This window comes from Enterocloster citroniae, assembly GCF_040545455.1.
Taxonomy (GTDB): Bacteria; Bacillota; Clostridia; order Lachnospirales; family Lachnospiraceae; genus Enterocloster; species Enterocloster citroniae.
Genome location: NZ_JBEPLZ010000019.1, coordinates 40,601 through 62,588 on the forward strand (window position 1 = coordinate 40,601; position 21,988 = coordinate 62,588).

Here is a 21,988-nt window from a genome sequence, read left to right on the forward strand (position 1 = left end):
GTAATTATTACAATAAACTGATTTTGTATTCCTAATATCATTTCAATGTGCACAAAAATAAAGATAGTACTTTTTTTGTATTTAGTACTATCTTTATTTTACCCGCAGCGGACAAGGAGGCGGATGCGCCCTTGTCCGCTGTGGGTATCATGCCTGTTTATCCCTTTCTGTATTCCATTGGCGTTACTCCTGTAATCCGCTTGAAGATCCGGTTAAAATAATAGCTGTTCCGGTATCCCACCATTTCCGCGATCTCAAAGATCTTCAGATTGGTCTCTTTCAGAAACTTCTTTGAGTGGTGGATCCTCAGGCACATGAGATAATTGGAAAAAGTAATGGTCAGGGCCGTGTTAAACAGAAAGCTGAAATAGGAAGGATTGAGATTTACCAAATCTGAAATCTCATTCAGCGTCAAATCCCGGTTATAATATTGATTCATATATTCCAGAGACCGGCGCACTGCCGGGGGATACTGGTCTGCATACTCCCTCTTCCTTGTATTTCTGAAAACCTGGTATACCCGGGACCACTGGTCGCCGGCCTGTCTTTTGTCCTCATGTTCATCCGCCGGACCATGCCCCTCTTGTTCCAGAGCATGCTGCAGGGCCCTGCGGAGTCCGTTGGGGTGGTTCTCCATGGTCCCCGTATACATACAGGCATTTATATTCAGTATGTCATGGAGCACGGTCCTGCACCTGCCGCACATTTGACGCAGCATCCGCTGAAACTCATCCAAAGTCCTGTTGTTGGAGAAAACCACAATGCCGTATGCCATATCGTCCAGCTTGATGCACCATGTGGTAAACACTTCATTGAACAGGTTCTCCACAACATGTTCCACCGCCTCCCCTGACAGTTCTTCCTTTCCTTCCTGCACATATTTCAGGCACACACACGTGACCAGGCAGTCTCCTCCCCCCACCTTCCAAAGTGCGTCATCCTCCTGCATTTCCCCTGTCTGGGACAGATAGTCTGATAAAAGCAGCTTTACAGGCCTCGATTTCTCCCGGCTTTTCTTTTCCTTTGCAATGCTCTTTGCAGCTTCATCCAAGGCTCCCATGAGGGATTCCTCTGTCATGGAGAGTTTCAGCACATAATCCGAGGCCCCCTGCTTCATGGCCTCCCTGACCAGTTCAAACTCACTGTAGCTGCTGAGGACAATGATCCCCACAGGCATTTTCCTTCTTTTTATCTCCTTTATCAGCTGGATGCCGTCCATCTCAGGCATCTTGATGTCCGTGACCACAATGTCCGGCATTTCCTTTTCCATCTCCTTCAGGGCCGCCTTACCGCTCCCGGCACTTCCGGCATAGGTGTATATCCCCCCTGATCGCTCCAGTATGGACTGGATTCCCACCCGGATTATCATCTCATCATCTACCACCAGTACCTTCATCTGTGTGTCCCCTCTCCTCGTACTCCTCCGGAATATGCAGCCTGACCGCTGTAAAATGTTTCCTCCGGCTTTCTATTTCCACCCCGTATTCCGCGCCGTAGATCAGCGTGATCCTGGAGTGGACATTGGAAACCCCGATCCGCCCCCGCTTACCCACTTCGTTTTCCTTTAGTATCCTGTCAAGAATGTCCCGGTCCATCCCCACCCCATTATCCCATACGGAAATGACGATCCCCCGGCTGTCCCTGTCAATGGTAAGCCGTATCTCCCCCGGCTCCTCCTTTGGGGCAATGCCGTGGAAGATGGCATTTTCCACAATGGGCTGCAGGATAAACCTGGGCACATAACACTGCAAAAGCCCCTGGTCCCCGCAGCTGGTTTCCAGGCTGATCTTGTCCTGGTACCGGATCTTCTGTATGGTGAAATAATGGCCCAGAATCTCCAGCTCCTCCTTAAGCCGTACAAATTCATCCACCCGGCTGTAGGATGCCTCCAGTATGATCCCCAGGGAATTTACCATGGATTCGATCCCCCTGGCTCCCTGAAATACCGCCATCCACTTGATGGAGCTTAATGTATTATAGAGAAAATGCGGATTGATCTGCATCTGCAGCATGGAGATCTCCAGCTTTCGTTTCTCCTTTTCCTTTCTCCGGTTCTCCTCCATCATGGACTGGATATCCTGCTCCATTTTATAGAGGTTCTGGTACAGCAATTCAAACTTCTTTCCTCCCGGACCAATGGAATGGCTGTAGTTAAAATCCCCCTGGGCAATGTGGTTGATCTTTACGATCACTTCCTCAATGGGCCTGGTGAAGCTGTTGGAAAATTTAAGAGACAGCACAAAGGACAAAAGGATCAGTCCTATAATCAATGCCGCTGTCACATAGAGGAAATGGCTTTCCTGCCGCACCACATTCTCCAGCTGGATCACACGCACCAGCCAGAGGTTGGAGGCGGATGACTTCCTGTACACCACCAGTCTCCCGTTCATGGACTGGATCCTGGTCTGCCTGGCATTAGACCGCTCCAGCTCAATGGGCTCCATATCCAGGAGATTCATGGTAGTGCCGCTGTCCCTGTTGATAAAATCCTCATCATCCGAGTACACGATCTGTCCGGAGGCATCCACCAGGTAGCTGTGTGTGTCGGAGTCTGAAAAAGGATGGTATTCCTCCCCGAAAAACAAGCTGGGGCTAATGAACACCACCATATCCCCCAGTATCTCCATATCATCGGAACGGCAGATTTTTTTATAAATGGGCACAATATATTCCGTGGGCGCAGCCACCCACACATGGGGGATCCTGGTGAAATTTTTCTGCATCTCCCACCAACAGATGGCCCCTGTGGTATCCATGCTCTTCCGGTACCACTCCGTACCCTCATAGTCCTCTTTATCAATCAGATATGATTCAAATCCCTTTCTCACCTTCAGGCCGTTATTCCCCTCGATATGCAGGACGCTGATGTACTTTTCTATGGGCTGCATATAATTTTCCAGAGTCATGTAAAAGCGTGAACTGGACTCGCTGAAGGTGTCGGCCTGGGATTTTGGAACCTGCATCATAGCCTGCAGATTGCTGTCATTTGAAACCTTGAGGATCAGGTTTTCCAGCAGTGAAAGATTGGAGTCCACCAACTGCAGCTGGTTTTCCAAAAACAATTTCTGGTCCTTTTGGACCCTTTCATAGATGGTCCTGTCCATGACCGAGTAAAGGATGATCCCCAGAAAAATCAGGATGACCGTTGAAGTGATAAAAAAATATGTAAACAATTCTTTTTTAAGCGACCACCATCCCAAAGCCCCCGCCCCCTTTGTCAGAATTTTTCCAATAATTCTATTCTAATGTGAAAATTCATCAAAAGCAAGACCGTTATTTTTCCGTAACACAGAATACACAAAAGCCACACCCGGCCCATTGCCGGATATGGCTTTTGATCATTCCTATGCGTTCTTTACCATGGCAATATCGATCAGCGTAAGCTCCCTTGCCCGGTTCTCCAAACTGGTAACCAGCGCGGCTGCCGTATCCAGGGATGTCAGCACGTTAACCCCTGTCTCAATGGCATTGCGGCGGATGATGAAGCCATCGTGGCTTCGCTCCGCTCCCTGCGCCGGGATATCGATGATCAGGTCGATCTGATGGCCCAGGACCAGGTCCAGGATATTGGGTGACTCCTGCTCCAGCTTGCGGATCTCATAAGCCTTGACACCGTTCCTATTCAGGGTTCTTGCGGTTCCCCTGGTGGCAAAGATCTGGTAACCCACTGCCGCAAACCTGCGGGCAATATCCACCGCCTCCTCCTGATCGCTGTGGCGGATGGTCATAATCATCTTTTTGTACTTGGGAAGGCGGATGCCCGCTCCCTCAAATGCCTTGTACAGGGCCTCGTTAAATGTCTTCGCAATGCCCAGGCACTCGCCCGTGGACTTCATCTCAGGTCCAAGGCTGATATCCGCGCCCCGGATCTTCTCAAATGAGAATACGGGCATCTTGATGGCAATATAGTCAGCCGCGGGCTGAAGTCCCGGCTTATAGCCCAGCTCCCGGATGGTGTGGCCGCAGATGATCTGGGTTGCCAGGGGCACGATGGGGATCCCCGTTACCTTGCTGATATAGGGAACCGTACGTGAGGAACGTGGATTCACCTCGATAATATACACATTATCCCCGTCCACAATAAACTGGATGTTGATCATGCCCTTTACGTGGAGCGCCCTTGCCAGCTTTTCGGTGTAATCCACAATGGTGTCGATATTGTGCTGTGTGATATCCATGGCCGGATACACGGAAATACTGTCACCGGAATGGATTCCCGTGCGCTCAATATGCTCCATAATGCCTGGGATCAGGATGTCGGTGCCGTCACAGATGGCGTCCACCTCGATTTCCTTGCCCATGATGTATTTATCCACCAGGATCGGATGCTCCTGCGCGATCATGTTGATGATGCCGATAAACTCATCAATGTCCTCATCGCTGATGGCGATCTGCATACCCTGTCCGCCCAGCACATAGGACGGGCGCACCAGCACGGGATAACCCAGCTCATGGGCCGCCGCTTTGGCCTCCTCCGCCGTGAATACGGTGCGGCCTGCCGGTCTGGGGATATTGCACTGCTCCAGGATGGCGTCAAACAATTCCCTGTCCTCCGCAGCGTCCACATCCTTTGCAGCTGTGCCAAGAATGGGGACTCCCATTTTCATCAGAGCCTCCGTCAGCTTGATGGCCGTCTGTCCGCCGAACTGCACCACCGCGCCGTCCGGTTTCTCTATATCCACAATGCTCTCCACATCCTCCGGTGTCAGCGGTTCAAAGTACAGCTTATCCGCAATGTCGAAGTCCGTACTTACGGTCTCCGGGTTATTGTTCACGATAATGGTCTCATAGCCTTCCCTGCTGAAGGCCCAGGTGCTGTGCACGGAGCAGAAGTCAAACTCAATGCCCTGTCCAATGCGGATGGGACCGGAACCCAGAACCAGAACCTTTTTGCGGCCCTCTGTCTTCTCCGCCTCGTTGAAGCTTCCAAAACAGGAATAATAGTACGGCGTCTCTGCCGCAAACTCAGCCGCGCAGGTGTCAACCATCTTGTAAGCTGCGCGGATGTCATTTTCATAGCGCTGTTTTTTGACCTCTTCCTGGGAAATGCCGGTCAGCCTTGCGATCACGTTGTCAGGGAACTCGATCCTCTTGGCCTCTTTGAGAAGCTCTGCAGTCAGCTCAGACTTTCCTTCACCCACTGCCTTCAGGGCATTTTCCATCTCCACAAGGATCGCCAGCTTGTCGATAAACCACACATCGATCTTGGTAATGGCGTGGATCTCTTCATAAGAAATGCCTCTGCGCAGCGCTTCCGCAATCCTCCAGATCCTCATGTCATCCACCTTTTCCATCTGCTCCCTAAGCTCACTGTCGGTGAATCCGATGAAATCGTAGGACAACAGGCAGTCCACATGCTGTTCCAGGGAACGGATGGCTTTCATCAGGCCGCCCTCGAAGTTGGTGCAGATGCTCATCACCTCTCCGGTGGCCTTCATCTGGGTTCCCAGGGTGCGCTTGGCGCTGATGAATTTATCAAATGGAAGCCTTGGCATCTTGACCACACAGTAGTCCAGCATCGGCTCAAAGCTTGCGTATGTTTTTTTTGTAACCGCGTTCTTGATCTCATCCAGGGTGTAGCCCAGGGCGATCTTGGCCGCCACCTTGGCAATGGGGTATCCGGTGGCCTTGCTGGCCAGAGCGGAAGAACGGCTCACACGCGGGTTTACCTCGATCACGCAGTACTCAAAGCTGTCAGGGTTCAGGGCGTACTGCACATTGCAGCCGCCGGTGATCCCCAGCTCGCTGATAATGTTGAGGGCGGAGGTACGAAGCATCTGGTACTCCTTGTCCCCCAGTGTCTGGGAGGGGGCAACCACGATACTGTCGCCGGTGTGCACGCCCACGGGATCGATATTTTCCATATTACAAACCGTGATCACGTTACCGGCGCCGTCCCGCATCACCTCATACTCGATTTCCTTCCAGCCGGCAATGCAGCGCTCCACCAAAACCTGTCCCACACGTGAGAGGCGGAGGCCGTTTTCCAGAATCTGGGCACACTGTTCCGGATTCTGGGCAATACCGCCGCCGGAGCCGCCCAAGGTATAGGCGGGACGGAGCACCACCGGATATCCGATCTGCTCCGCGATCTCCAGACCGCGTTTTACATCCTCCACAATGTCGGAGGGAGCCACCGGCTCGCCGATCTTCTCCATGGTTTCCTTAAACATCTCGCGGTCTTCCGCTTTCTTGATGGTCAGCGCCGTGGTTCCGATCAGGCGCACATTATGCTTCTTAAAAAAGCCCGCGTCCTCCAGTTCCATGGCCAGGTTAAGCCCCGCCTGTCCGCCCAGGGTGGGCAGAACGCTGTCCGGCTTTTCCTTTAAGATCAGCTGCTCCACCACTTCCACGGTCAGTGGTTCAATATAAACCCGGTCCGCAATATCCTTGTCCGTCATAATGGTGGCCGGGTTGGAGTTTAAGAGCACAACCTCCACTCCCTCTTCCTTTAAGGAACGGCAGGCCTGTGTACCCGCATAGTCAAATTCGGCGGCCTGTCCGATGATGATCGGGCCGGAACCGAGTACAAGAACTTTGTTAATATCAGGATTCTTTGGCATCAGTTTTTCACCTCCATCATTTTCAGGAAACGGTCAAACAGGTATCCGGAATCCAATGGTCCGGGGCAGGCCTCAGGGTGGTACTGAACCGTGAAAATGTTCTTGCCCACGTATTTCAGCCCCTCGTTGGTGCCGTCATTTACATTCACAAACGCCGGAACCGCAATCTCCGGGTTCACCTTTTCCATGTCGACCACATAGCCGTGGTTCTGGGAAGAAATGTAAACTCTTCCTGTCTCCAGGTCCTTGACCGGATGGTTTCCGCCCCTGTGTCCGTATTTCAGTTTATAGGTGTCCATTCCGTTGGCCAGAGCCATGAGCTGGTGTCCCAGACAGATGGCAAAGATCGGAACATCCGATGCATAAAGTTTCTTTATTTCCTCAATAATGGCCGTGTTCTCCTTGGGATCGCCGGGGCCGTTGCTGAGCATGATGCCGTCCGGGCAGGCTGCCAGCACTTCCTCTGCCGGGGTATCCGCCGGATATACGGTAACCTCACAGCCAAGGCTGTTTAAGGAACGGGCAATGTTTTTCTTTGCACCGTAATCCATAAGAGCCACCTTTTTCCCCGCGCCCGGGAAGCTGCCGCCGGGGGCTTCACTGTGTCCCGGAAGCACATACTTCTCCTTCGTGGAGGTTTTCAAAACAACACCGGTGACGCTGTATTCCTTCATGCGCTCTGTGGGCTCGCTAAGATCGGTATACTCCTTTGTGGTGATCATACCGTTCATGGTGCCTTTTTCTCTTAAAATTTTGGTAAGGGCTCTTGTATCGATACCGCTGATACCGGGAATGTCATGTTCTTTTAAGAAGTTCTGGATGGTATCCTCGCTACGGAAGTTGCTGGGGATTCTTGATAATTCTCTTACAATATAGCCGTCCGGCCAGGGTTTTGCTGATTCCATGTCTTCATGGCAGATTCCATAATTGCCAATCAGGGGATATGTCATGACTACTGCCTGTCCCGCGTATGACGGGTCGGTCAGCACTTCCAGATAACCGGTCATAGATGTGTTAAACACGATCTCACTGATCACTTCACGCTGGGAACCAATACTTGTCCCGGTGAATACAGTTCCATCTTCCAGTATGAGGTATGCTTTCATATGGGGGTACCTGTCCTTTCCTATGTGTTTGCTGTTGGGCCGCAATAACGCCAAAGCGTGTCTGAACAATGCTTACTGCACACTTTAGCCCAAATTGTAAAGATTATACTGTATTTCGATTTATTATTCAATAGCTTTAAAGGCTAAATTTTTTTGTCTATGCCAAACAGTTTTTCAGGAATCATTTCCATCCCATCTCCCGCAAAATGATCAGGCAGGGCCTTACGGCATTCTATCCATGCCATATGCCCTGCCCGGTCCTCATCTGATCTTATGCTGTTCTCATCCTCTTTTTATCCTGGGAGCGCCCCTATACCAGTTCCGCGATCCTGGTGATTCCCACATAAATATGCGATATCCTGTACCAGGTGGCAAAGTCCACCACCCCGGTCTGGGGCAGGCCGAATATGGACTGGAACTCCCTGACCGCCTCCGCTGTCCTTGGCCCGTAGACCCCGTCAGGCGTCACCCTGGGAATTGCGGTGTAAACCGTGGCAATGGTATCCAGCTGTTCCTGCATCTGCCTTACCTTATCCCCTGAGCTTCCGATGGTCAGGTCATTCCCCGGCCAGGAGGCGGGGATCCCTGCAATCTGCTCCGCCGTATTGATATAAATACTGCTGCCGTAGAAATGCCGCAGGATCTCAATGGGGCTGTACCCCTGCTCTCCCAATGAGCAGGATCCCCACTGTGTCATCCAGTTAGGGCACTGCACCTGGCGCCCGTCACAGTACTGGGTGAGGATGGGCTGGCGCACTCCGGGTCTGGACAGATAACTGTCAAAGATCTCATCCACGATCTGTGAAATGCTCTCAAATATGTTCCTGCCATAGATCCATTTGTGGTCAAACGCAGTGGAGGAAGTGATGGTAAAATCATATCCCTGGTTCCTGTACCACTCCGTATACACACGGTTTAATGTAAAGGACATGATTGCTAGCACATTGGCCGTGATGGTGGCCCTGGGCCAGGTGGAGTAGATTTCACTGGAGGCCACGTTCTTTATGTAGTCTCTGTACGGTACGTAGTAATCCTTGGCCGTACTGTCCGTGGGCGCCCCGTCATGGACCACAATGGTCTGGGGGACCACCACACGGCTTAACACAATTTCCCCGCTCTCGTTCACGGGTTTGATCTCAGCCTCCGCGATCTTGGGCGGATAGTCCCCGTACAGCGTATGGTCCGGAATTACAATCGGGTCTTCGGGAGGAGTTCCCTCACCCTGGGGAGTCATGCTCACAGGCTGGATCGCAGTGGATTCAGCCAATATCTCCGTACCCGACACCACAAGGGGATCAAATCCATCCGCCTCCACTGTAAGGTTGTATTCGGAATAGGGCTGGATAATGCCCGGTTCCAGGCTCAGTTCCACCGGAGGGGCGGGTAGGGATACGGTCTCTGTCTGCCCTGAACTGTTGGTCTGAAGCTGTTCTATGGCGCTGGTAGGCTCTCCCTTATAACTGATTGTCACCCTGGCATTTTGAATGGGGAAGTTGTTCTGGATATTGACTACATTGATCTGCAGCATTCCACTGGATGTCCGTTCTGGATTGGTTGCCATGTAATACCTCATAATTTCTTATCATTACCTAAATATAATATGGCCTTTCTTATTATATGCATGTCCTGTGCATAAAAGTTTGACACCCTATAGCTCATATCCCCGTATTTTAAGATACGCCTTGACCGCCCTGACCGTCCCTTCCGTTCCCAGCACGGCTGTATTCAGCATCACATCATAATTCTCCATATCCTGCCAGTCCTGGCCGGTATAATACCGGTAATAGTCCCGGCGTTCCCGGTCGTTCCTCTTGATGTTCTTTTTGACATCCTTTTGATCAAAATATTCTTTTTCCGTTATACGCCTGACGCGGTAATCCATGTCCCCGTAAAGGAACATCCGGACCAGCCCTTCCGTTCCCTCCAGCACATAATCGGCGCACCGCCCAATGAACACACAGTCCTCCTCTGCCGCCAGCTTCCTGATAACTTCCGACTGGAAGCGGAACAGATTGTCCGCTGATACCAGGTCCGAGCCCAGGGAGGGGGATCCGATCTCCGGTGTCATGCCCTTTATGATCTTGTAGAGCAGTTTATTCCCCGCCTTTTCATCTGTCATGTAATAAAAGCTTTCCTTGATACCGCTTTCATCCGAATCCATGCGGAGGATATTCTTGTCGTAAAAACCCAGTCCCAATTCCGTTGCCAGCTGCCTGCCGATCTCACTGCCGCCGCTGCCGAACTGCCTGCCAATGGTTATTATCAGTTTTTTTCCGTCTTTCATATGCCCATCCTCCTATTTTTTTTGCAGGGAACCTTTCTCCTGTACTGATACGGACTCCTTCCCTGGTTCTATTATACCACTGAACCCAAAATATGTATCACAATTGATCATGGGATACGGAGTGAAAAATCTTTATAAAAAATCTTTATAGAAATCTCCCAAGAAAAATATCTTGACAGATCCGGTTTACCTGTCTATAATTACATTCAATTGAATCAATATCTTCAGGGCAGGGTGCAATTCCCTACCGGTGGTACAGCCCACGAGCCGCAAGGCATGATTCGGTGAAACTCCGAAGCCGACAGTAAAGTCTGGATGAAAGAAGATAGGATGGTTGGATCTGTTTTATTCAATGGATCCATACCTGTTAGAATGTTTAACTGCCCTGGAATGATTTTATCATTTCAGGGCTTTTTGGATTGCGGATCCGTCCGGGCGGCATCATGTCCGTTCTTTAATGTCATATATGAACAGAACCCGCCATCTGCCAGCTATTTGATTTCCAAACATTCCCAGTTCCTGTTCTACACGCCCTGAACCTTTGTTCAAGGCGTTTTTTGTTTTCCATAAAACAGATCCCCCATACAACCCAACCACAGATTTGGAGGTGTTTTAATGACAGATGTAAAAATGACAGATGAAGAATACATGGGCCTTGCCCTGAAGCTGGCCCAAAAAGGGGAAGGCCGGGTGAATCCCAATCCACTGGTGGGAGCGGTTATTGTCAAGGACGGGATGATCATAGGCCGGGGATACCACCGTGAGTACGGCGGTCCCCACGCGGAACGGGAGGCCCTGGCTTCCCTGACCCGGACGGCCCGGGGCGCCACCCTCTACGTCACGCTGGAACCATGCTGCCACTGCGGAAAGACTCCCCCCTGTACGGATGCCATTATGGAAAGCGGCATAAGCCGCGTTGTCATAGGGACCGCGGATCCCAATCCCCTGGTGGCGGGAAAAGGGATCTCCCTCCTTAACAGCCACGGGATCCAGGTGGTTCAGGGCGTGCTTGAAGCAGAGTGCATTTCCCAGAATCAGGTTTTCTTTCATTTCATCCGCACAAAACAGCCTTACGTTGTGATGAAGTACGCCATGACCATGGATGGAAAGACAGCCACCTGTACGGGACGGTCCAGGTGGATCACCGGAGATGAGGCAAGGATGCGGGTCCACAGGGACAGGAACCGCTACAGCGCCATTATGGCAGGTGTGGGAACCATCCTTAAGGACGATCCCCTTCTCACCTGCCGTCTGCCGGACGGCAGGAACCCTGTGCGGATCATCTGCGACACACGCCTTCGCACACCTGCCACTTCCAGGATCGTATCCACCGCCAGGTCGGTCAGGACCATTCTGGCCACCTGCCGTACAGAGGAGGATATAATCCGTCCCTATGAGGAAGCGGGCTGCGAGATCCTCACCCTGCCTCAGGCGGATGGGCATGTGGACCTGGCCGCCCTGATGAAGCGGTTGGGGGAAATGAACATTGACAGCATCCTGCTGGAAGGAGGGGCCGCACTTAACTGGTCCGCACTGGATCAGGGTCTGGTACATAAAGTCCAGGCCTATGTGGCGCCCAAGCTGTTCGGAGGAAAGGACGCTCCATCCCCTGTGGACGGAAAAGGCGTGGGAGCTCCCGGACAGGCTTTCTTCTTAAAACAGCCCCGTATCACAGTGCTGGGAGACGATATTTTACTGGAAAGCGAGGTATCCGCATGTTTACAGGCATAATTGAAGAAACCGGCGCCCTGAGATCCATGATCAAAACCCCCGCCTCCTGCGTTCTTCAAATCGGCGCAGCTCTCATCCCTTCCGGCAGCCGGCAGGGGGACAGCATTGCGGTAAACGGCGTATGCCTTACGGTCACATCCCTGTCACAGGACAGCTTCAAGGCCGATGTCATGCATGAGACAATGGCGCGGTCATGCCTGGGGGATCTGAAAACAGGAAGTCTGGTGAACCTGGAGAGGGCCATGGCTGCGGACGGGCGGTTTGGAGGCCATATTGTGTCGGGACACATTGACGGCACCGGAACCATTTCCATGATCCGGCAGGACGGGAACGCGGTTTGGTATACCGTGGAGGCGCCGCCGGGCATTCTGCTCTATATCGTGGAAAAGGGCTCCATTGCCATGGACGGCATCAGCCTGACCGTTGCCCGGGTCACGGACCATGATTTCAGCGTATCCGTGATCCCCCATACCATCCGCCACACCACCCTTGGTGCAAAACGGGCCGGCGACAGGGTAAACCTGGAGAATGACTGTGTGGGAAAATACATTGGGAAACTTCTTGGCGCCTCATCTTTTTCCCAGGACAAGGTTTCCCGGGCCGGCTTCACCGGACCCGGCGGCCCCCAGCCCAACATCTCCCGGGCCGGCATTTCCCAAAGTCATTGCGCCGGAACGATCACCAGAGATTTCTTAACAAAATATGGATTTTAATTCTTAAAGGAGGTAACAGTATATGTTTCAGTTCAACACAGTGGAAGATGCCCTTAAAGACCTGCAAAAGGGCAGGATCATCCTGGTAACCGACCATGAGGACAGGGAAAATGAGGGGGATTTTATCTGCGCCGCCCAGTACGCCACAACGGAAAATGTCAACTTTATGGCAGTACACGGCAAGGGGCTGATCTGCATGCCCATGAGTATGGAGCTCTGCCGTAAACTGGAATTTCCCCAAATGGTGGCGGACAATGGCGACAACCACGAAACCGCCTTTACAGTATCCGTGGACCATGTAAGCACCACCACCGGCATTTCCGCGGCCGAACGGGGGGCCACCGCCCGCTTCTGCACGGATGACCATGCACGGCCCGGGGACTTTCGCAGACCCGGCCATATGTTCCCCCTGATGGCCAGAAAAAACGGGGTCCTGGAGCGGGAAGGCCACACGGAAGCCACCGTGGACCTGATGCGTCTGGCAGGTTTAAAGGAGTGCGGCCTGTGCTGTGAGATCATGAAAGAGGACGGGACCATGATGCGGACTCCGGAGCTTATGGACCTGGCCCGCAAGTGGGGGCTTTCCTTTATCACCATCCAAGCCATCAAGGATTACCGCAAGCAGCACGAATGCCTGGTGGAATGCATGGCGGTGACCAGTATGCCCACCCGGTACGGAGATTTTAAAGCATATGGCTATGTGAACCGGTTAAACGGAGAACACCATGTGGCTCTGGTAAAGGGGGAGATCGGGGACGGGCGCGGCCTGCTCTGCAGGGTCCATTCCGAATGCCTGACCGGCGATGCATTTGGCTCCATGCGGTGCGACTGCGGCCAGCAGTTTGCCGCTGCCATGGAGCGGATCGAAAAAGAGGGGCGGGGCATCCTGCTGTACATGCGCCAGGAGGGGCGGGGCATCGGCCTGATCAATAAACTGAGGGCCTACCAGCTCCAGGACCAAGGCATGGATACCCTGGATGCCAATCTGGCCCTTGGATTTGACGGTGACATGAGGGAGTATTATATCGGAGCGCAGATTTTAAGGGATCTCGGGGTAAAGACCCTGCGGCTGCTCACCAATAATCCGGATAAGGTCTACCAGCTGTCCGGTTTCGGCATGGAGATCACGGAACGGGTCCCCATCCAGATCGAGGCAACGGACCATGACATCTTTTACCTGAAAACAAAGCAGAAACGCATGGGACATATCCTGAACTACAGGTAAGGAAACATACACTTTTGAACATAAAAGTGTACTCTCGGAGACTCCGAGGGTACACAAAACCAAAAAGGAGAAATGATCATGACAATATATGAAGGAAAACTTGTATCAGAGCAGATAAGGGTGGGGATCGTAGCGGCCCGCTTTAATGAATTTATCACCTCTAAACTTTTGGGAGGAGCGCTGGACGGCCTGAAACGACTCAATGTGCGGGAGGAGGAGATCGATGTGGCCTGGGTGCCGGGCGCTTTTGAGATCCCGCTGGCGGCTGCCAAGATGGCTGCCAGCAGAAAATACGATGCCGTCATCTGCCTGGGCGCCGTCATCCGCGGAAGCACCAGCCATTATGACTATGTCTGCAGCGAGGTGTCCAAGGGCATTGCCCAGGCCTCCCTTTCAAACGGCCTGCCTGTGATGTTCGGGGTGCTGACCACGGATACCATCGAACAGGCCATTGAACGGGCCGGAACCAAAGCGGGCAACAAAGGATACGAATGCGCCCTGGGCGCCATTGAGATGGTCAATCTGTTTCGTGAGATGAAGGTGTGACACGGGAAAATGAACGGCCAAAGCCCAGAATCCCCCGGGCGGATACCCCGCAGGCAGCCATCTCAGCCAGCACAAAGGCCATCCACACACCATCCATTCCAAATACCATGGGAAGGAGGACTGCCAGGGGAATGATCGCCGCACATCCCCTGATCGCAGAGACGCCAAACGCCTTTCCCGTCTCCATCACCGCACTTAAAAAGGCGGCGCTCACAATGTTCAGCCCCGCAAAGAGGAATCCCGCAAAATACAGCCGGATCCCTCTTTCCGCAATCATTGCCAGATCCCGGCTGCCCTCGCTGTTGAAAACCGCGATCACGGTCCCTGAGCACAGATTGGCGCTGATATAGATGCCCACGGCCAGGGACAGGGACAGGACCATGGCGGATCGAAGGATCATGTTCAGCATTTTACCGTCCCCTGCCCCGTATCCGCGGCTTACAAGGGGCTGGATTCCCTGGGCGATCCCTGTGAACACGGCGGTCACCACCAGGGCCAGGTTCGCAACGATCCCATAGGCAGCCACCCCTGTATTGCCTGCCAGCCTCAGGATCACCAGATTGAATACAATGAGCACGACCCCTGATGACATTTCCGTGACAAAGGAGGAAACGCCCGGTGACAGTATGGAAAGCGCCTCCTTCCATCTCCACTTGGATGAGCGCAGATGCAGGCTGCTCTTTTTGCTGGACAGATGCAGCGCAAGCACCCCCATGCTTATGACCGGCGCCAGCCCTGTGGCAAACGCGGCCCCAAACATCCCCATGGAAAAGGGGAACATGAATACATAATCCAGAATAATATTGGCCATGCTTCCCGTCAGCATGGCGGCCATGGATATCCTTGGGTTTCCGTCATTGCGCACAAACGCCAGCAGAATGTTGTTCATGATAAAACAGGGTGCAAAACAGAGTATGACCCTGAGATAGACGGCCGTGTCCCCCAATATATCCCCGTTGGCTCCCAGTATCCCTGCGATCAGAGGCGCTGCCAAAACACCTGCCGCAAAAAATACGGCTCCTGCCATAAGTCCCAGCAGAACCGTCCGTGTAAATCCCCTCCTCCCCTCCTCCTGATTTCCCTGGATATGGAAAATAGAAAAGCGTGTCGCTCCCCCGATCCCCAGCATCAGACCCGTGGCGCTGATCAGGCTGTACACGGAGATCGCCAGGTTCAGGGCAGCCAGCCCATTGGTGCCCATGGCCTTTGACACAAAAAACGTATCCGCCAGTATGTAACAGGAAAGACCTATCATGCCAAGGACATTCAGGCCGGTGTATTTTATAAATTCCCTTCCTATATGGTTATTTTCACTCATGTTCTCTCCTCCGTTCAATATAAGATAGGACAAAAAAATGCCCGGACCCATTCCTTCCAGAGTGTATTTGAACATTCCTTTCCGGCAGACGCGATCCAAAACAGGGGCACGGATGGAGGAAAGGAATGTTCAAACACACGCCAAGACCTAACGGAATGTGTTCAGGCACAGAAGCGGGCCATGGACACCATAACCCTGCTTCAGGCCGCCTACCCGGTGGCAGACAGCTGCGTTTTATGAAAGTCTACCACAAATCTGTGATTTTATCAAGGATTTGTGGTAGACTATATACCATTGATCTACACTACCCCCAGCGGACAAGCGGACACACGCCCCTTGTCCGCTTAAGGGTAAATCTGCGTTTAAGAAATGAGGAATGGAACATGACACCAATTGAGCTTGACGTCCACACCCACACCATTGCCAGCGGACACGCTTACGCCACCATAACCGAGATGGCATCCGCCGCCTCCCGGCAAGGACTGAAGCTGTTAGGCATCACTGAGCACACCAAAGGTATTGCCGGATCCTGTAAGGACATCTACTTTCTGAACCTGAAGGTGGTCCCGCGTCAGATGTTCGGCATCCAGCTGATGCTGGGAGCTGAGATCAATATCATTGATCATAAGGGCACCCTGGATCTGGGGGAGCGCTACATGAAGCACCTGGACCTGAGGATCGCCGGAATACACAAGATGTGTTATAAACCAGGCTCCCCCAGGGAAAACACAGACGCCATCCTGGGAGCCATCGCCAATCCCTATGTGGATATCATCAGCCACCCGGATGACGGAAGCTGTCCCCTGATCTATGAGGAAGTGGTGGCAGCAGCCAAGAGGCATCACACCCTGCTGGAGATCAACAACAACTCCCTGCGCACCCCCACCCGCAAACACGCCCGTGAAAATACCCTCGTGATGCTGGACCTGTGCCGCAAGCAGCAGGTTCCTGTCATAGCAAGCAGCGATGCCCATTTTACCTCGGACATCGCCAACCTGGATCACGTCCAGCCTCTTTTGGAGGAAGCGGATTTCCCGGAACGCCTGGTGATCAATCACAGCCTGGAGCAGTTCCGGGAGTTTATTGCCCACAACAGGACTTTATAAGATGCCGAATTTATGGAAGGCCTCTGTGGCGGACATACCGTTTTCAATGGCCTTCCTCACCTGCTTTTCACCGGCCGCCTTTTTTAAAGCATCCTCAATACACCGGATGGCCGCTTCCTTGGGGATGATAAGAACGCCGTCCATGTCACCGAATACCAGGTCGCCGTCATGTATGATCACGCCTCCGATTTCAATGGTGCACCTGAAATCAATAACATTGGTGCGTATGCTGGAATCCTGGGCCCAGCGCCCGGTTGCAAATACCGGGAAGTCCTGCTCCAGAACCTGGGGCGTATCCCTGGTATATCCGTCAAGAACCGCGCCCACGGCTCCGCGCATCCGGGCAGTGGCTGTCAGTATCTCTCCCCACATGGCGCTGTTGTGCGCGCCTGTGGCAATGTAAACCTCATTCTTCTCCAGCTGGTCCAATGCCTCTGTCAACAGTCCAAAGGGCTTTTTCTGAGCCTGGTATACATTGCACTCCAGAATGGTACATGCCTTGCCCGCCACCTTCATGCCATCCCTCAGGGGCTGGATGGCAGCCGGCAGGAACTGGTGGGAATAACCCATAACATCCAGGATATCCCCCACCACAGGCGTGTACAGTTTCTCTTTCATTAAAGCAAACATTTCGTCTTCATTTTTCCACATTGGTATGATCCTCCTCATTAATTTTGTGTACTCTCGGAGTCTCCGAGAGTACACCTTTTATGGTCAGCTCCAAATCCTGTCATGAGACCATTCATGGTCCCATTCGTCCGTGCTCTTCCACAATCCCGGCCGTTGGGGATTGATGTGGCTTACAAGTACCTCATCATCCAGTTCCTCGATCCCAAGCCCCGGCCTGTCCTTAAGTTTCAGCCATCCCCTGTCCACAATAGGCTGTGTACTTCCCTTCACCATGCTGTCCCACCAGTCCACATCATGGGCGTGATATTCCATGGCCAGGAGGTTATCCCCCGCCGCCGCGCATACATGGGCGGCAGCCATGCATCCCACCGGCGTCTCCGCCATATGTACCGCGGCCGCAATTCCCTTTTCCTCCGCCATTGTGATAATGTGCAGAGTCTCCCCGATCCCTCCCGCTGTGAGCACGTCCGGATGTATTACAGATACGGCGCGGTTGTCGATCAGGGGGCGGAAGGCCTCGCGGCCGAATATATCCTCACCCGTACACATGGGTATGCAGGTGTGGTCGCTGAGCGCTTTCCACTGTTCTGTGTAAAACCAGGGCACACAGTCCTCCATCCAGAAAATATTAAACTTTTCCAGCCGCCTGGCCAGCTTAAGACAGGTCTGATAATTCACATGTCCAATGTGGTCAATGGCCAGCGGTATCTCGTACCCCACCATGTCCCTGGCCTGTTTTACATAATCCTCCAGATAGTCCAGGCCCGTCTCCGTGATGGAAAGGCCGGTAAACGGATGAGGGACGCTCATAAAATCAGCATATCTTTTATCCGTTATTCCAAAGGACAATTCCTCCTGGTCAAACCGGCGCATCCGTTCCACATATCCCAGAGGGGCGTTGAGGGCGCCTTCCACATTGACCAGGAGGTCCACGCCCAAGTCCATTTTCAGCATGGTATATCCGCTGTCCATCCTGGATCGCAGGGCACGCCCCATATCCGATCCTGTGTGCTTTCCGCCAACGTCCGTATCACAGTAGATCCTTATACTGTCACGGCATTTTCCTCCCAGCATCTGGTAAACGGGAATCCCATATGCCTTACCTGCCAGGTCCCACAGAGCAGCCTCTATCCCACTGACGCCTCCGCCCTGCCTGGCATGTCCCCCAAACTGCCGGATCTTTCGGAATATACGGTTGATGCCGCACGGATTCTCTCCCAGGATCAGGCGCTTCAGTTCCAGGGCGTAGAACCGGTTGGAGAAATCCCGGATCTCCCCGTATCCGCTGATCCCCTGATTCGTATCGATCCTGAGAATGGTGCAGTCCATGGGCGCTCCCACAATATCGGTAAACCTCATGTCAGTGATCCTCAGCTGAGAGGGGCAGGAGGCTGTCTTTATGTTCATCTCATTTATTTTTTCCATATCATTCCTCCCCTGTCTCCCTGCCCTTATCAACGTATTCCAATACCTGGGGATTCACCACATTGGCGGGCCTGTTTCCCAGGAGCAGCTCCCTGGCTCCGTCCAGGCACTCCCTTGCCATATTCATCCTGGCATCCCACGTCTCACTGGCCACATGGGGTGTCAGGATCACCTGATCCAGACCCGCAAGCTCCCCTGTGGTATACGGTTCCTTTTCAAACACATCCAGGGCCGCTCCCTTTAACCGTCCTGACCTCAGGGCATCTGCCAAAGCCGCGGTATCCACCAGGCCGCCTCTGGATGCATTGACAAAATAGGCGCCCTGCTTCATTCGGGCAAACGCCTCCCTTCCAAACATATGGCGATTCTCTCCCGTGTAGGGCACATGCAGGGTAACGCAGTCACTTTTCTCCAGCACCTCCGCCAGGGAACCGTACTCAAACCCATTCTCCCTCTCCTTTTCCTCCGCCAGGCGAAGGGGATCATAGTAAAGCACCTTCATTCCCAGGGCGGCGGCCTTTTTCCCCACACACTGCCCGATCCGGCCCATTCCCACGATCCCCAGCACATGGCCCGATACGGAGGTCTGGGTCATCCCAAAGGCCGATGTATTCCAAATCCCCGCCCTGACCTGGGCCGTATACCGGTACAGGTTGTGGAAAATCCCCATAACCAGGGCAATGGTATGCTCCGCAGTGGGCTCAGTCACCTGGGTGGGACTGTTTACCACGGGAATCCTCTTCTCAGCGGCATATTCCACATCCACATGGTCATATCCCACCCCCAGGCTGGCTATGATCTTCAGGCCGCGGCCCTGCCCAATGCCGCTCCCCTGTTCAGGACTGCTCCCCTGCCCAACGCCCCTTCCATGCTCAGGACTGCTTCCCCAATCAATCATATCCCTTGTAACAGGAGTACCTGCAATGGAAAACAATATGTCAGCCCGGGGCATCAGTTCCAGCAATTCCTCCCGGGTAAAGCTTCCCCCCTCCTTTTCCGGACAGATGAACTGAAATACATCCCCATACTCCGCTTCACACTCTCCGGGTATCCATCTGGTACATAATACATTTGTCATCTCTCTTTGCCCCTCCTGCGGCCTTCCTTTGGCTCATATGGCTTATATGGAAAAAATAACACAGATATCCCCTCATGAACATGGATTTTATTGCAATACATGTAAAAAATCGTACTAAAATTTATCATTTTCCGTTTCTATCTCATGACAAAGGAGATATAATGGCATTATCATTGGATCCATACTCTCCGCGTCCCCCGGTATTCAGATTTCCGGCTGATTTTCCGCCGGCCGCACACAAACCTGAGCACCAGGGGGCTCCGAGAGTACACCACAATCATCAGGGGGGAAGCAAATGTTAGATCTGCAGACATTCATTGATTCAAAAAACCTGTTTCTGATCCCCTATCTTGGCAACAGCAGCCGGCGCAGGAATTTCTCCGGATGGTATCGCGGCAAGACAGGCAAGGAGGACCGCCATGAGTTCTATCTGATCACCAGGGGACAGGGCGTTTTCACTGTGGGGGAGGAAATCTGCCAGGTATGCGAGGGGGATCTGGTCTACATTCCCTCCATCAAAGGAATCCCATATAATCTGAACCCGGGCAAGAACCTGGTGGACTATTACTCCATCAACATATCCTGCGCCGTTGCCGCACATAAAAACGAGGTCTGGCTGTACGATGAAAGCGCCCGCTATCACTATCAGTCCGTACCTTATCCTGAAAATGAGGAGTGGTCCTTTAAGCGCAGCCAGGAGCCCTTTGACCTTCCGGCCGCATGCTCCATGGACAACTATGCCAAACTGCGGGAGCTGATGTCCCGAATCCATAAGATGCGGACAGATTCAGATCCCATCAATTACTGGGAGGAAAAGAACATACTCCAGCAGTTCCTGTGCGGTGTGGCCCTCCAGAACCAGTCCCCGGACCGGGAGGACATGAACACCCGCAGGCTCCGCCGGATCACCGCATACATCAGGCAGCACTACATGGAGGACATCACCCTAAAGACGCTGTGCAGCACCGTATCCCTGAGCCCCAGCTATGTCATAAAGCTGTTTAACCGGCACTTATCCCTATCCCCCATGGCCTATGTCAGCCGTATACGGGTGGAAGCCGCCAAGGAAATGCTGTTGGAAAGCCCTTTATCCATTGCGGAAATCGCTGCCAGGACCGGCTTTCAGGACGGTTTTTATTTCTCCAAGAAATTTAAACAGCTGACCGGAATGACACCGCGGCAGTACAGGAACACGCTGTGAGGCGGAACTCCGGGCAGACCGGGAATCCAGGATATATACAAACTAAGATATATGTACAAACTAAGATATATATACAAACGGGTATGGATCCCCGCTTATCCATACCCGTTTAACATGTAATATTATCTGCATTCCATACCCTCAGTGGACAAGGGCACACACGCCCCCCTTGTCCACGGAAGGTATCCGTTTATCAACAGCATTGGATCAGCGCACCCGAAAGGACCGGGTCATAACCGGCTCCGACTTCACGGTGACCACGATCTTTTTCTCCCGTCCCTGCTCTTCCACGAAGGCCTGGGCATCCCCCCGCTTCAGGTACCAGATATCCACCTGGCTGCCTGTCTGAAGGATAAACACCTGTCCTTTTTCCAGTTCACAGGAAAGGCAGGCTGATCTCATCTGCCTCTTTTTCCCGAAAGCCCCGGGGGCGCCCAGTCCCCACCATTCCCATCTGCGTCCACGGTTTCCGAACCGGTAAACATCCTTCCCATAATGATAGAGGGAGGGCTGTTCCTCCTTAAGCCGCCGCGGCACCGCATCTGCGCCCGGTGCTTTGGGGCTGTAAAAATCCGCCGGGCAGTCCGCCAGCCAGTTGACCACCGGAAGGAACAGCTCCCGGCGCACCCGGTTGTAGGGAAGAGCCGTCCGATGGATCTCATAGCGGGTTCCCCAGTAAATGGAAATACATCCCCTCAGCAGGTCTTCCGTACTGCAAAAGCAGAATATGTCCTTTCTTTTTATCACGGTCTTAGTGACAGCCCCATCCTCTCCGCGCTCCAGGACCATTATTTCATCTCCAAAATATGAGAGCATATATTCCCGTATGTCCGGCTGATAACGCGCGGCCGGGACCAGGATCACACATCCTAAGTCCACGCCGGCCCTAAGCCACATATTCAGGTATTTCCTGTAATCGGGACCGATATCCTTCTTATCCCACATCCGCCTTGGAAAGTCAGCGGCCGTGGGAGCCGTATCAACGGATTCCCTTCCCAAACTGCCCTGCCGTCTCTTCATGGTATGCTTCCTGCCTTCCGGTATGCTTCCTGCCTTTTGCCG

17 protein-coding genes and 1 riboswitch are annotated in these 21,988 nt (G+C 52.9%); of the genes, 6 read left to right on the forward strand and 11 right to left on the reverse strand.

Annotation, left to right across the window (positions count from 1 at the left end; genetic code table 11):
• Positions 1-157 precede the first annotated feature (157 nt).
• The 6 genes from ABID13_RS20415 to ABID13_RS20440 form a co-directional block, all read right to left on the reverse strand.
• Positions 158-1,396 carry a response regulator transcription factor gene (locus tag ABID13_RS20415; protein ID WP_048929345.1) on the reverse strand — a complete coding sequence of 413 codons (1,239 nt, stop codon included), beginning with the start codon at positions 1,394-1,396 and terminating at the stop codon, positions 158-160.
• Positions 1,374-3,200, reverse strand: coding sequence for a cache domain-containing sensor histidine kinase (locus ABID13_RS20420; RefSeq protein WP_045092297.1), 1,827 nt, complete (start codon positions 3,198-3,200; stop codon positions 1,374-1,376). The genes ABID13_RS20415 and ABID13_RS20420 overlap by 23 nt, the downstream gene beginning before the upstream one ends.
• Before the next feature lie 144 nt (positions 3,201-3,344).
• A complete protein-coding gene (gene carB / locus ABID13_RS20425) occupies positions 3,345-6,563 on the reverse strand; it encodes a carbamoyl-phosphate synthase large subunit (protein WP_048929346.1) in 3,219 nt (1,072 codons plus the stop codon).
• Positions 6,563-7,669 (reverse strand): carbamoyl phosphate synthase small subunit, encoded by a 1,107-nt coding sequence (locus ABID13_RS20430; RefSeq protein ID WP_007867201.1) that lies wholly within the window; start codon positions 7,667-7,669, stop codon positions 6,563-6,565. The genes carB and ABID13_RS20430 overlap by 1 nt, the downstream gene beginning before the upstream one ends.
• Positions 7,670-7,979: 310 nt before the next feature.
• Positions 7,980-9,230: a peptidoglycan-binding protein gene (locus tag ABID13_RS20435; protein WP_007867203.1), complete on the reverse strand. Its 1,251-nt coding sequence runs from the start codon at positions 9,228-9,230 to the stop codon at positions 7,980-7,982.
• Positions 9,231-9,317: 87 nt separating this feature from the next.
• Positions 9,318-9,953, reverse strand: a complete 636-nt coding sequence (locus tag ABID13_RS20440) for a cytidylate kinase-like family protein (RefSeq protein WP_048929347.1) — start codon at positions 9,951-9,953, stop codon at positions 9,318-9,320.
• 216 nt (positions 9,954-10,169) lie between these two features.
• A riboswitch (FMN riboswitch) is annotated at positions 10,170-10,284 on the forward strand.
• A 299-nt stretch (positions 10,285-10,583) separates the two neighbouring features.
• Here ABID13_RS20440 and ribD point away from each other — a divergent pair.
• The 4 genes from ribD (at position 10,584) to ribH (ending at position 14,168) form a co-directional block, all read left to right on the forward strand.
• Positions 10,584-11,684: a bifunctional diaminohydroxyphosphoribosylaminopyrimidine deaminase/5-amino-6-(5-phosphoribosylamino)uracil reductase RibD gene (gene ribD / locus ABID13_RS20445; protein ID WP_040417150.1), complete on the forward strand. Its 1,101-nt coding sequence runs from the start codon at positions 10,584-10,586 to the stop codon at positions 11,682-11,684.
• Entirely contained in the window at positions 11,669-12,397 is a 729-nt protein-coding gene (locus tag ABID13_RS20450) for a riboflavin synthase (protein WP_045092299.1), read from the forward strand. The genes ribD and ABID13_RS20450 overlap by 16 nt, the downstream gene beginning before the upstream one ends.
• Positions 12,398-12,419: 22 nt before the next feature.
• Positions 12,420-13,622 carry a bifunctional 3,4-dihydroxy-2-butanone-4-phosphate synthase/GTP cyclohydrolase II gene (locus tag ABID13_RS20455; RefSeq protein ID WP_045092300.1) on the forward strand — a complete coding sequence of 401 codons (1,203 nt, stop codon included), beginning with the start codon at positions 12,420-12,422 and terminating at the stop codon, positions 13,620-13,622.
• A gap of 78 nt (positions 13,623-13,700) precedes the next feature.
• Positions 13,701-14,168: a 6,7-dimethyl-8-ribityllumazine synthase gene (gene ribH / locus ABID13_RS20460; protein WP_007867216.1), complete on the forward strand. Its 468-nt coding sequence runs from the start codon at positions 13,701-13,703 to the stop codon at positions 14,166-14,168.
• Here the strand turns inward: ribH and ABID13_RS20465 are convergent.
• A complete protein-coding gene (locus ABID13_RS20465) occupies positions 14,140-15,486 on the reverse strand; it encodes an MATE family efflux transporter (RefSeq protein ID WP_048929606.1) in 1,347 nt (448 codons plus the stop codon). The two genes, ribH and ABID13_RS20465, sit on opposite strands and share 29 nt — an antisense overlap.
• A gap of 383 nt (positions 15,487-15,869) precedes the next feature.
• Between ABID13_RS20465 and ABID13_RS20470 the strand changes: the two genes are divergently transcribed.
• Positions 15,870-16,592, forward strand: a complete 723-nt coding sequence (locus tag ABID13_RS20470; protein ID WP_007867239.1) for a phosphatase — start codon at positions 15,870-15,872, stop codon at positions 16,590-16,592.
• Here ABID13_RS20470 and ABID13_RS20475 read toward each other — a convergent pair.
• The 3 genes from ABID13_RS20475 to ABID13_RS20485 are packed head-to-tail and all read right to left on the reverse strand — an operon-like array spanning position 16,587 to position 19,725.
• Positions 16,587-17,249 (reverse strand): RraA family protein, encoded by a 663-nt coding sequence (locus ABID13_RS20475; protein ID WP_085952484.1) that lies wholly within the window; start codon positions 17,247-17,249, stop codon positions 16,587-16,589. The genes ABID13_RS20470 and ABID13_RS20475 overlap by 6 nt on opposite strands.
• A gap of 57 nt (positions 17,250-17,306) precedes the next feature.
• Positions 17,307-18,647, reverse strand: a complete 1,341-nt coding sequence (locus tag ABID13_RS20480) for a mandelate racemase/muconate lactonizing enzyme family protein (RefSeq protein WP_048929348.1) — start codon at positions 18,645-18,647, stop codon at positions 17,307-17,309.
• 1 nt (position 18,648) lies between these two features.
• On the reverse strand, positions 18,649-19,725 hold the full coding sequence (locus tag ABID13_RS20485; protein WP_048929349.1) for an NAD(P)-dependent oxidoreductase: 1,077 nt from the start codon (positions 19,723-19,725) through the stop codon (positions 18,649-18,651).
• 295 nt (positions 19,726-20,020) lie between these two features.
• On the opposite strand from ABID13_RS20485, the gene ABID13_RS20490 reads away from it, so the two are divergent.
• The gene (locus ABID13_RS20490; protein WP_007867250.1) at positions 20,021-20,926 is read left to right on the forward strand and encodes an AraC family transcriptional regulator; all 906 of its coding nucleotides are present in this window, start codon (positions 20,021-20,023) and stop codon (positions 20,924-20,926) included.
• 207 nt (positions 20,927-21,133) lie between these two features.
• Here ABID13_RS20490 and ABID13_RS20495 read toward each other — a convergent pair whose 3' ends face one another.
• Positions 21,134-21,946: a hypothetical protein gene (locus ABID13_RS20495; protein ID WP_045092304.1), complete on the reverse strand. Its 813-nt coding sequence runs from the start codon at positions 21,944-21,946 to the stop codon at positions 21,134-21,136.
• Between the last annotated feature and the right edge of the window lie 42 nt (positions 21,947-21,988).